A 12168-nucleotide genomic window follows, 5' to 3' on the forward strand; every position below is an offset into this window, starting at 1 on the left:
AAGCCCTCGCGGGAATAATCACCACGATAATAATCAGGACTAGGTTTAGTGCGTTTGCAAGCATGTAATTAATACCAAATGTTGTTAAATTATCGCAAAGGTTATTCCTTTGCTCTCTTTTTATATTAATACCGTGCTGAGCCCCTTAAGTCAACATCAAATTCAATTCAAATAAAAGACAAATAAGCAATTTAAGTGGTTTTAATATTCACTATAATTACCTGCTATGGTTTTTTTATGTGAATAGTTAAGCGCTATAAATTCCCTATTCTAATATGCCCTTTTTATGGTTTGATTAATTTTTAATAATACTCTGGGAATAAATTTATTTTACCCCCCTCAGGAAATGCGTAGCTTCTCTTAAGCAGTTCTTAAGTGTTGTTGCATAACATGGCGTTGTTGTTTTAAACGAGCCTAAATATGCATTCACTTAGTCCTATATCTACACAGCAAAAACTTAATCGTGGTAAACGGTTTTACATTCACTGTAGCGCCAACGCTTTTGTAGTAATGATTGCCTGCTACTATTGCTTGGTTATAAATATTCCATTCATTCATGGCTCTTTTAGCGCCATTACTTCTTTAGCTTCTTTTTCGTGGCTATTTTTATTTTCAGTACCGCTATTACTACTCTGCCTGCTAATTATATTTTTTTCGATAGTGTCGGTTCGGTGGTTATTAAAGCCACTTAATTACTTTTTATTGGTTATTTCCAGTGCAGTACTTTACGGCACCTTAAATTATGGCGTGGTGTTTGATTATTCTATGATCCAAAACACCTTCGAAACTGATTCAAGCGAAGCATTAAGCTATTTAAATCCGCAGCTTATTGGCTTTTTACTGCTGTTTTGTGCCCTGCCTGTTTTTGTTTTAAGCAAAATAAAAATACACTTTACCCGCCCTCACCAAGAAGTACTTAGCCGCGTAAAGCTAGTTGTAGCGTGTTTGGCGCTTATAGTATTGGTGGTTACAAACTTTTATGCCGACTATGCTGCAACGGGCCGCAATAACCGCATTTTGAAAAAAGAAATTATTCCATTTCAGTATCTCTCTAGCGGCTATAAATATATGCGCGATCAGCTGCTGTATACCAATATGGAATTTAAAAATATAGATGCTGCACCTACCCTAATTGCGCCTAATGCCAGTAGCGTAACCGTAATAGTGGTTGGTGAAACTGCACGAGCAGAAAACTTTGCTTATCAAGGTTATAAACGTAACACCAATTTTTATACCCAAAAACACGGCGTTACTTACTTTAATAATGTGGCGTCTTGCGGCACGGCTACAGCGGTATCTGTACCTTGTATGTTTTCGTTGCAAACACAAACAAACTTTGATCGACTCGAAGCCGACAGCCAGCAAAACTTGATTGATTTGGCCCAGCACGCAGGCAGTGATGTACTCTGGGTTGATAACAACAGCGGCTGTAAAGACGTATGTACGCGAGTAGTTACTATCGACATACCTACAACAAAATCTACTTTATGTGATGGTAAGTACTGTTTTGATGAAGCGCTATTAGCTCCACTTAAACACAAACTGGCTAATTTAACCCAAGCTAACACCGTTATCGTACTGCATATGATGGGCTCGCACGGGCCAACTTACTTTAAACGCTACCCTGAACAATTTAAACAATTTACCCCAACCTGCGACAGAAGCGATATTCAAAATTGCTCATTTGATGAATTAGTTAATACCTACGACAACACCATTGCGTACAGCGACTTTGTTAACGCCCAAGTAATTGAGCAGTTAAAAACGCTGCCAAACAATATAGATAAGCAATTTTTATATGTGTCAGATCATGGTGAATCTCTTGGCGAGGGCGGTGCTTATTTACATGGCTTTCCGTATAGCTTTGCGCCTAGCACACAAACCCACGTACCACTTTATATGTGGGCTGATGAGCATAATCAGCGCATTACCAATACCTGCTTAGCTAATTTAGACACCAATGCTGCACGCTCACACAACAATATTTTCCACACCCTTTTAAATTTAATTGGCATTAACAGCAAAACGTATCAGGCATCGCTTGATCTACTTGCGAGCTGCCAAACAACACCAAGCGAAATACAACTATGAGCAATAAAACCGTTATAAAACGCCAAGGCTTAATGCGCCTTATTTTTACCTTAAACCATTCTTTTAACGGCTTAAAATGGATGAGTCGATTTGAAGCGGCGTTTCAACAAGAGTTAGCACTGTTTTCGTTACTTGGTGTGTTTGTGTATCTGCAAGAAATTGCACTAAGCGATAAATTACTACTTATAGCCAGCCTGCTTTTTGTATTGTTTGCTGAACTAGTAAATACGGCAGTTGAGGTTGTAGTTGATAGGATTGGCAGCGAACACCATGAGCTTTCGGGTCTCGCTAAAGATATAGCCTCTGCCAGTGTGTTTATAGCCATGTTAATTGCCGCACTTATTTGGTGGGCTGTATTATGGGCTTAAAGCTAAATTTTATACCTAAAATAACGGGGCTAATAGTTAAAGTAATACCTCAGGTGAAAAATGCACTTGGCCCGGTATGGATTTTTGTTGTATTTGCTGTTTTAGCCCTTGGCTTTTTAACACTTGCTCGCTTTGGTTTAAGTGTATGGCAAGGGGAGCGTGTATTTGGATCGCATGCGTGGTTTTCTATATTTGTAGGTGGTTTAAGAGTTGATATAGCCACTTTAAGCTACATTATTATGCCCGTATTGCTACTTACTTTACTGATGCAGAGCGTAGGTTGGCAAAATAAAATACGCAGCCTAATTAAAATTTACTTAGTGGGTATGTCTGCTTTACTCGTTTTTTTTGAAGTGATTACCCCTACATTTATAAACGAGTATGATTTACGCCCAAACCGCTTATTTATAGAGTATTTAATTTACCCTAAAGAAGTCTCTAAAATGATTTTTTCGGGCTATAAATTAGAAATACTTATTGCTGTTATAGCACTTATTTTAAGCTGCAAATTTGCAGGTAAAGTATTTAGCCATCAATGGCAAAGTAAGTCGTCACTAACAAGGTTAAATCAATCAATTTTAGCGTTAGTTTTAGTGTGCTTAACTATTTTAGGCGCGCGTAATTCATTAGGGCACAGACCACTTAACCCAGCCATGGTATCGTTTTCGACCGATCACTTACTTAACGACTTAACCCTTAACTCACTTTATAGCGTAGCATTTGCGGTAAAGCAGCTCTCTAATGAGCAATCTAGCCAAGATTATTACGGAAAAATGCCAGCAGATGAACTGCTCAGTATAGTGCGCAATAATATGCAAGATAGCCAAGCCACATTTACTGATAAAAGTGCGCCAACAAACACCTTTCATACCGCAACGAATAACACTAAACCAAAAAACCTAGTCATTATTTTACAAGAAAGCTTAGGGGCACGCTATGTAGGCACACTTGGCGGTTTACCGCTAACGCCTAATATTGACGCCCTTTATCAGCAAGGTTGGGGGTTTGATAATTTATATGCCACTGGCACGCGCTCGGTGCGTGGTATTGAAGCGATAATTACAGGCTTTACGCCTACACCTTCGCGTGCAGTTGTTAAGCTTGATAAATCACAACGTGACTTTTTTACTATCGCTGACTTTTTAGCGAAGCAAAATTATAACACCCAATTTATTTATGGCGGCGAAAGCCACTTTGATAACATGCGAAGCTTCTTTTTAGGTAATGGCTTTAAAGATATTGTAGATACAAATAACTTTAATAAAATAGACTTTAATGGCTCGTGGGGCGCATCAGACGAAGACTTATACGACCAAGCTGATATCGAACTCACTAAACTTAAAAAACAAAATAAACCATTTTTAAGTCTTATATTTTCCAGCTCCAACCATAGCCCGTATGAATTTCCTGACGATAAAATAACCCTGTACGACAAACAAAAACAAACCCGCAATAATGCGGCAAAATACGCTGACTACGCGCTAGGTACATTTATTGAAAAAGCTAAAAAGTCGAGCTACTGGGACGATACGGTATTTATTGTAATAGCCGATCACGACTCGCGTGTATCAGGTGCTAGCTTGGTGCCAATTGATCACTTTAGAATTCCAGCGGTTATTTTTGGTAAAGACATTGCCCATAAACGCGATAATCAACTAGCCAGCCAACTCGATATTCCCGTTACTTTACTATCTTTAATTGGCGTAAGTGGCAAACACCCTATGATAGGCCATGATTTATCAAAACCTATTAGCGACAACAAACAACGCGCAATGATGCAATACGACAAAAACTTTGCCTATATGCACGACAATAAAGTGGTGGTGCTACAACCGCAAAAACCAGCAACCACCTATACGTATAGTAATAATCAGCTTGTGCCATGTAAAAACGATGAGCAACTGATTAAAAAAGCCCTAGCCCATGCCAACCTAGGTAACTTAGCTTATACAAATGGTTGGTATCATTAACAAAGTGACTTGATAATAAAGCCTTGTTAAAGTAACAAGGCTATTTTTACAAATCGAGCAAAGATGAACATCCTCGTTATTGAAGACTCAGAAGCACTAAGGCGCAGCCTGCAAGTAGGCCTTGGCAACCTTGGTTTTACCGTAGATGAAACCGGTGACGGCTCAGAAGGATTAAGCATGGCACTTAGTGGAAACTACGACCTAATATTACTTGATTTAATGCTACCGAGTGTAGATGGCATGAGTATTTTGCAAGCATTGCGCAGCAGTAATAACCAAAGCCGTGTACTTATTTTATCTGCTCGTAGTGAGCCGCAAGATAAAATAAATGGCCTTATGAAAGGGGCTGACGATTATTTAACTAAGCCGTTTTCGTTTGAAGAACTTCACGCTCGCGTGCTTGCGCTACTTCGCCGTGGTTCACTGCAAAACCAACAAAATACGCTTACCGTAGGTGACTGTGTATTAGATCTTTCGCTAAAAACACTTCATTACCAGCAACATGCCATTGAACTCACTCGTAATGAATACAAAATAATAGAGTGCTTATTTAATGCCCACGAGCGAGTATTAGGGCTGGAGCTTATAAGTGAAGCGGTGGTCGGTCAGTTCGATATGCTCTCTAAAAATGCGCTTGAAGCACATATATCAACCATACGTAAAAAAGTAAGACAGTTTGATGGCGAACTCCCTATAAAAAATAAACGTGGGTTTGGTTATGTCGCAACAACAAAGTAAAAGTCACTCAATAAAACGTAAACTCGTTAATAATATTAGCGCGGTGATCTCCGTTATATTATTCACTATATTTTTAACTGTTGATTTAAGTGTCGATTCTTGGGTAGAGGAGCAGTTTAATCAATCCCTCACTAATAAAGCTAACTACTTAAAAACCTTAGTAGAGGATGACAACGGTAAAGTTGAGTTTGAATTTTCGGGTAAATTTATGTCGGAATACGAACAAGCCGACGCCAGTGAGTTTTACCAATTATGGCATGGCAGCGAGGTGTTTGAGCGCTCTCAATCGTTACAACTGTATAAAAACACTCAACTGCCTTTTTTAGAACTACCTATAAACGAATCTAAAATAATTGATTACGACCTACCTAACGGACAAAGCGGCCGAGTACTTATAAGCCACTTTGTTGCTAAAAAAGATATTAGAAACACCAACGCATCAGCTACTATTAACAGTATGACCCTGGCAATAGCAGCCCCAACGGCCGAGCTTAATAAAGTACTGATCATTATTGATGTGGTGTTTATTCTCACCTGTGTGATTGGTGTATTTGGCGTGCGCTACTTGGTTACACGCATTGTAAATAAAGGGCTATTTCCGCTACACAATCTGAACGAGCAAATAAAACGTCTCGATATTACAACCGTGGCACAAACTATAGAAAGCGACTTTAAAGTAGAAGAAATAGAGCCTATACGCAATGAACTCAATAAATTCATTACTACTAATCAGCAGCTTTATAGTAATGAAAAACGCCTTACCAGCGATATAGCGCACGAGCTTAAAACTCCCATTGCAGAGCTAATAAGCTTATCCGAGGTCGCACTTAAATACCCAGATGACAAGCGTATTAGCGATACCTATACCAGTGACGTACTCAGTATTTCTGAGCGTATGAAAACCATTGTAAACAACCTGCTCTTATTGCAGCGCTCAACTAGCAGCATAGAATTAAACGCGCAAACTATCGTTTTAAATAATTTGCTCAAACAAACAATTAATGAGCTAACCTTTAAACACCCTAATATTGCCACCCGTATAAATAATACTATTGCAAATAATGTAACCATTATTGCTGACGAGTTTAGCCTTAATACTATTTTATGTAATTTAATAGATAACGCGTTATTTTATGGTTTAACGCAGCACAACATCGAATTAAGTGCCGTAAGTAACCCAAAATCCACTATCATTTCATTAAGTAATAAAGTGGCTACAGTATTGAGCGAACAACAATTACAAGCTATTTTCGACCCGCTTTATCAGCTAGATTCATCTAGAACTAATAACCACCGTCACGGTTTAGGGTTATCTATTGTGCAGAGCTTATGTAACTTAAATGGCTTTACTGTTACGGCTAGTAATACCGAAAACAATACGCTAACGTTTATATTAACGCTGCCCTCCGGGTAAATTTAGGTTAGTATTTACACTACTAATTTTTGAGATTTTAAGGACAAACCATGAATGCTCTTACTCGTATTAGCCACTTTTTTATTGTGGCGTTACTTATAACATTTAGCCTTAACAGCTATGCTGCTCCTGCGTTATACAAAATAGAAAAAAACGGAGTTAATTCCTATTTATTTGGCACTGTGCACGTAGGCGACGCCAGCATGCAAGGCTTGCCTAAAAATGTAACTGATGCAATTGATGCAAGCTCTCAAGTTATTGTAGAGGTAGATATAAACAAACTAACGCCACTGCAAATGCAGCAGCGCTCTATGCCATTCATGCTACTAAAAAACGGTAAAACATTGCAAACTGAGCTCTCTGCAGAAAATTACAATAAACTTAAAGATTATTTTGCCAAAAAGTCGATTGATGTGGCTATGTTTAATGGCTTAAAGCCATGGGCGGTAATGGTAACTATGATGCAAATTGAGTTTCAAAATGCCGGTTATTCAGATAAAACAGGTATTGATAAGCAAGTACTCGCTTACGCCAAAAATAAAGATATTAAAGTAGGGGAGCTGGAGACTCTTGAACAACAACTACAAATGTTTGATGGTATGGAATTATTAAGTAATGAAATGATTGCAGAAACCTTTGAGCAGCTTGCCGACATTAATACCTACTTTATTAAGCTAGTTGATGCCTGGAAAAATGGCGATATGCAAACTCTAACCAATTATTACAATACTAGTTTTGATGATAGTAATTACGGTGAAATTAGTGAGCAAGTAATGCTCATTAACCGCAACAACAACTGGATTAAACAACTAACACCACGTTTAGTAAACGAGCAACTATTTATTGCCGTCGGCGCACTGCACTTACCTGAACAACACGGCTTACTTAAACAATTAAAAGATAAAGGTTTTAACGTTACTCGTCTTTAAAATAAAAAATAGGTTGAGTGATTTTTCATTCAACCTTTCTCTCAGTTTTAATTAAAATCTTCCATTTTTAAGTAATTCTCTATACCGTTAATTTTATCTGCCGCATGATGATTTACATAAATTACCGTGCTGCTGCCTGCGGCGCATATTTTTTCAATCAATAATAGCACTCGCTGTCGGTTTGCCTCATCTAACCCTAAACAGGGCTCGTCTAAAATAAGCAAGGTTGGGTGCTTAACCATAGCGCGGGCAATAAGTAACAACCGCTGATCGCCATACGATAACTGAGTAAACGAGGTATTATATTGCTCCTCCAAACCTATTAACGCGAGCCATTGTTTGGCAATATTAATTTGTGCATCACTTGGGGTTTGATACAAACCTATACTGTCGTAAAAGCCAGAAACAATAGTATTTAATGCCGAAATACTCACCCTATAATCCATGTGTAGCGCATTCGATATAAAGCCAATATGTTGCTTTATATCCCAAATACTCTCCCCCGTGCCACGCTTAAAGCCAAACACTTCAATATTGCTGTTATAACACTGCGGATTATCGCCAGTAATTAAATTTAATAAGCAGGTTTTACCTGAGCCATTTTTACCACTTAACTGCCAATGCTGATGTTTATTAATAGTCCAATCAAGCCCTGTAAAAATACTCAAACCACTATAACTTACACTTGCTTGGCTTAGCTTTACCAAGGTATTGCCCGTAAACACCCCTTGAACTTGCGAGCTATCTCGCTCTGGAATATTCAGTTGGCTGTGCTCTAAGTGCAGTAACTTGAGTAAATCGGCTACTTGCTCTGCATTTGGATGCGCTAAAATAGACTGTAAACACCCTTGATTTACATAACCATAATGAGTAATAAAAGCAGGAATTTCGTCTACACGATTCACTACAAACACAAAACTAATATATTCACTTAATTGCGCCAAAATGACATTAAGCGCAGTACTCGACTCTACATCAAGCCCGTCAAAGGGTTCATCAAGCACCACTAAATTAGGCCGCGAACTCAGCGCTTTAATTAATAATAACTTTCGAGTTTCACCGGTTGAAAGCTCTCTAAAATGACGAGCTAGTAATTTCTCAAAGTCTAATATGTTAATTAAACGCAGCGCCAAATCGACATCATAACTGGCTGTACCCAATAACAGCTCTTTCACTGAGCTTTGTTTGTCATTTTTTAGTTCTTTATTAATAAGCTGTTTTTGCGCATCAGATGAAACCAATTGCACAGCATCTATACTGCAACTGCGCTTACCACTACTGTGCTTAGCTTCGCCAGCTAACGCAGCAGTAATAGCTGACTTGCCGGCACCATTAGCGCCAAGTAACAACCAATGCTCGCCTTGGTTAACCTGCCAACTTAGGTCATTGATATGGTAACGACTTTGCCCTTGGCCTTGTAAATAGCCACTAAATGCTTGAAGCTGAATTGACTGCACTGTTTACTCTTATTATTTATTCTACTTAATTTAAATTACCGCAAAGTTAAACTTCGAAGCAACCGCTATTTCCTGCACTGTAAATTATTTCAAGTAATAAACAGCAAGCAATAAAAAAGCCCAGCAACTTAGTGCTGGGCTTGCGTTTAGTTCATTAAAACTAGCGGTTTTCTAAGCGATTATAGTCAAACATACCGTATTCAACACCACGATACTGCTTAGCAGCCCGATGTAAAATGTCGCTATACTGCCAAAATTGTGGATGAGTACGGCGAATGCCAAACTTAGATTTTAACGCACGATAATCAGCTTCAATTTGCATCAGTGGTAACTGCTCTGCAAATGCTGCAACTTGCTGTTGATTATTTAAATACCAAATAGCACTTGGATAATCCCCAATAAAACCAGGAACTAGAGTGACAGTATCTTCATCAAAAGCTCGCTGACCTTCTTCGTTAAGTAAGCTAGAGATATTGTAATGTGCGTTATGATGAATAATGGTATACGCTTTATGGCTATTGTCTGTTTGCTTAACCAATACATAAGATACAGGTGGCAATAAGTTAATTGCCTTAACAGGCATAGTATTAATACTTGCTAACGGCCCAGAAACGCTAGTGTAATCGTAATGCTCACTAAGTACGGGCGATAATGCCGTTTTAATTAAGCCATAAAGCTCATGTTGCGGATCATCGGTTTTATAAACTATTCCGCTAGGTTGGCTAAACTCTTGGTTACTTTTAAAGAACTTAGATAAGCTAGGCGGTGACTTACGATACCAACTACTTTTAATTTGCTCTCGTTTATCTTCAGGTAATAAGCCAAGAAAGTTACCCTCTCCCTCTAAACGTAAAAAATCCATATATAAACGTGTAACGAGTTGGTGCCCTACATTGCCGTATACATCAAATCCAGCAACCAATAAATAGTGAATGCGCTCAAATAAAGCATAATCAAGCACCCACATAGTTTTAGGCTCTTGTCCAATTAAGCCTTTCACAACCGTAGCACTGTCTGAGTGACGAAATACAGTTAACGCAGCATTTTTATTAACACCATCACCTTTCCACAATAAATTAGTGGTTAAGTGATCGCCATTTTTAAACAGCTCATTAGCCAGCTCAACTTTAGCTTTTAAGTAACGTTTTTCGCGCACCGAATATTTAATCCAGCTTTTAATCGCTAATGCGTTACTTTCTTCAGCGGCAGGTAGCTCAAGCGCATCTTCGTGCTGAATCAGCATTTCACCTACAGCAGGAGTAGCCACTTTTTTAGGATCAGCAAATGCAACCCAAAAATGATCATTTATGACGTTAAGTGCAATTTGCCCACGACAAACCGGCCCTTTAATAAAGCCCATAATTATTAACTCAGCTTCATCAAGCATAAACTGATATTTTGAGTCGATTGGAATCACTTCATAGGTTTTAAAAGGATTAGAGGCAGCCTTTGGCTCATAGCTTGGCATGCTCGCTACCGTATATTCAGGCTCTATAAACTGCTGATATAAACGCGTTAGCTTTGCATCATTTAATTTAAGTGGCAAATGTGTTTTTGACAAAATAGTTGAGCGTTCATGCATCATTCGATAGTAAACACGTTCAACATTAGGATCATCATAAGGACGACGTGTGCTAATGAGTTTAATATCTTCACCGGGTGGTGTACTTGAGCGCACTAATTTAAAAAAGGTTTGCGTGTTTTCTGGAGTGAAATAGATATTTGCTAAAAACCAATGCTCGTAAATATAACGCGCAGAAAGCTGATACTTTAAACTATCTTGATTTAAAAATGCTTCCCAACGCTTAATTTGTTGTAGCTCAAACGCTGTTGGCGGTGCAATATTGGCCATTTTACCACCGTTTTTCAGCCAATTTTGTAAGTGCTTAAATTCCTCACGCGATACGCCTGGCAAACCATAAGGCATACCACCATGTGGTTGATCATCCGCCAACCTATCAAACTCTCCCATAGTGGCACAGGTTTGAGAGCGACTTAACGAAAAATCAAAATCATCATCATCAAGTACTTCATTGTTAGCAATATCAGAGCTTTGCTTTAGCACTAAGCTATTAAATAACACACTGCCTGCTAAGTTTGCTTCTATGCTTTGCTCGCGCTCATTTAGCACCGGCGAAAAACCTTTATCACGCCATTGCTGGGTATTATCTGCATCAAACAACAAACGGCTCGGTGTAGTGGCTAATAAACGCGTACCATCATAGACCAGCTCTTTACTTAAACCTCTATCAATGCCTTCGGGAGATGAGAGCTTAAGCTGACATGGTGCATCGTAGCAACCGTGGCAAACTACACAGCGTGTATCAAGCACTGGCTTTACATTTTGTAAAAAATCAGCCCCCTCAATTGTACTATGTAAAACCATACGATCTTGTGTTTGCTCAGGGCCAAATAAATCATTGTAATGAGCATTACCTAAATACGCACAGCCACTTAAAATAATCAGTATTAGCGTACTTATTACGACTTTTCTCATCATTCGTCCTCATCGCCTAAATCAAACGTAGGCATCATATCCATTTGTGGAGAAACAAATGTTTGTTGATCTGCTGTAATCAGTACTGCACTTAATAATGGCCCGCGGGTTAAAGTTAATTGTGCATCATGCTGTTGCTCTGCAATATCTGCCAGCTCAGGATTAATTATGGTTAGCTGATAGCTCTCAACACTAATTGCTATACTGCTGTCTTCACTAGGGTTTTGACATAGTTGAGTCAGTAATTCGTCATCAAGTGGCAGTGAAATTTCAAAGTCAGGTTGCTCTAAATCTCTGTCACTTAAAGTGTCATCAAAAAGAAATAAAGGAAGGGTTAAAGTGCTATCTTGTTCAAATTCCATTGTGCTGATCTCTCAATACGGCTATGCAGGCTATTTATAAAACGATTATAGCAAATAATAAGATCAAAAATTAGCGAAAGTTATCAACAGTAACTACGCCTATGTGCTGTATTTAGTGATAAAAAACGAATAACTACATTATCAATTCAATCATACTCACAAGTTAAGTTTAACCTTATTCGCCGGTGGTGATGTTTTTTATGATTTTAGTGTCGGGTGTCGCTACGCTCGCCCAACCTACGCGGGAGACTTGTGTACATTATTCACCCACATTTCACTTTTCTACAGACGTAAAAAAGCCCGACTATTTCTAGTCGGGCTTTCTACAATTTGGAGCCTGGC

At 38.6% G+C, this 12168-nt stretch carries 9 protein-coding genes; 6 read left to right on the forward strand and 3 right to left on the reverse strand.

Going from position 1 to position 12168, the window contains the following annotated elements; all coding sequences use genetic code 11:
* The first annotated feature begins 420 nt into the window (after window positions 1-420).
* From AAEZ18_RS15685 to AAEZ18_RS15710, 6 genes are all read left to right on the forward strand, one after another.
* Window positions 421-2091, forward strand: a complete 1671-nt coding sequence (locus AAEZ18_RS15685; protein ID WP_350552013.1) for a phosphoethanolamine transferase — start codon at window positions 421-423, stop codon at window positions 2089-2091.
* Window positions 2088-2459, forward strand: a complete 372-nt coding sequence (locus AAEZ18_RS15690; protein ID WP_086994754.1) for a diacylglycerol kinase — start codon at window positions 2088-2090, stop codon at window positions 2457-2459. Before AAEZ18_RS15685 ends, AAEZ18_RS15690 begins: the two co-directional genes overlap by 4 nt.
* Window positions 2450-4429, forward strand: a complete 1980-nt coding sequence (locus tag AAEZ18_RS15695; protein ID WP_182677584.1) for an LTA synthase family protein — start codon at window positions 2450-2452, stop codon at window positions 4427-4429. The genes AAEZ18_RS15690 and AAEZ18_RS15695 overlap by 10 nt, the downstream gene beginning before the upstream one ends.
* A gap of 63 nt (window positions 4430-4492) precedes the next feature.
* Window positions 4493-5167, forward strand: a complete 675-nt coding sequence (locus AAEZ18_RS15700) for a response regulator transcription factor (protein WP_350552018.1) — start codon at window positions 4493-4495, stop codon at window positions 5165-5167.
* Window positions 5148-6581 carry a sensor histidine kinase gene (locus tag AAEZ18_RS15705; protein WP_350552021.1) on the forward strand — a complete coding sequence of 478 codons (1434 nt, stop codon included), beginning with the start codon at window positions 5148-5150 and terminating at the stop codon, window positions 6579-6581. Before AAEZ18_RS15700 ends, AAEZ18_RS15705 begins: the two co-directional genes overlap by 20 nt.
* A gap of 50 nt (window positions 6582-6631) precedes the next feature.
* On the forward strand, window positions 6632-7510 hold the full coding sequence (locus AAEZ18_RS15710) for a TraB/GumN family protein (RefSeq protein ID WP_011329420.1): 879 nt from the start codon (window positions 6632-6634) through the stop codon (window positions 7508-7510).
* Between the two features lie 47 nt (window positions 7511-7557).
* On the opposite strand, the gene AAEZ18_RS15715 is transcribed toward AAEZ18_RS15710, so the two are convergent.
* From AAEZ18_RS15715 to AAEZ18_RS15725, 3 genes are all read right to left on the reverse strand, one after another.
* Complete coding sequence (locus AAEZ18_RS15715) at window positions 7558-8967, reverse strand: ATP-binding cassette domain-containing protein (RefSeq protein WP_350552024.1); 1410 nt, start codon at window positions 8965-8967, stop codon at window positions 7558-7560.
* A gap of 160 nt (window positions 8968-9127) precedes the next feature.
* Window positions 9128-11464 (reverse strand): fatty acid cis/trans isomerase, encoded by a 2337-nt coding sequence (locus AAEZ18_RS15720; protein WP_192532253.1) that lies wholly within the window; start codon window positions 11462-11464, stop codon window positions 9128-9130.
* Window positions 11464-11826: a hypothetical protein gene (locus AAEZ18_RS15725; protein ID WP_182677586.1), complete on the reverse strand. Its 363-nt coding sequence runs from the start codon at window positions 11824-11826 to the stop codon at window positions 11464-11466. Before AAEZ18_RS15725 ends, AAEZ18_RS15720 begins: the two co-directional genes overlap by 1 nt.
* Window positions 11827-12168: the final 342 nt, after the last annotated feature.

Origin of the sequence: Pseudoalteromonas sp. 19-MNA-CIBAN-0066, from assembly GCF_040308705.1 — a bacterium.
GTDB lineage: Bacteria > Pseudomonadota > Gammaproteobacteria > Enterobacterales > Alteromonadaceae > Pseudoalteromonas > Pseudoalteromonas nigrifaciens.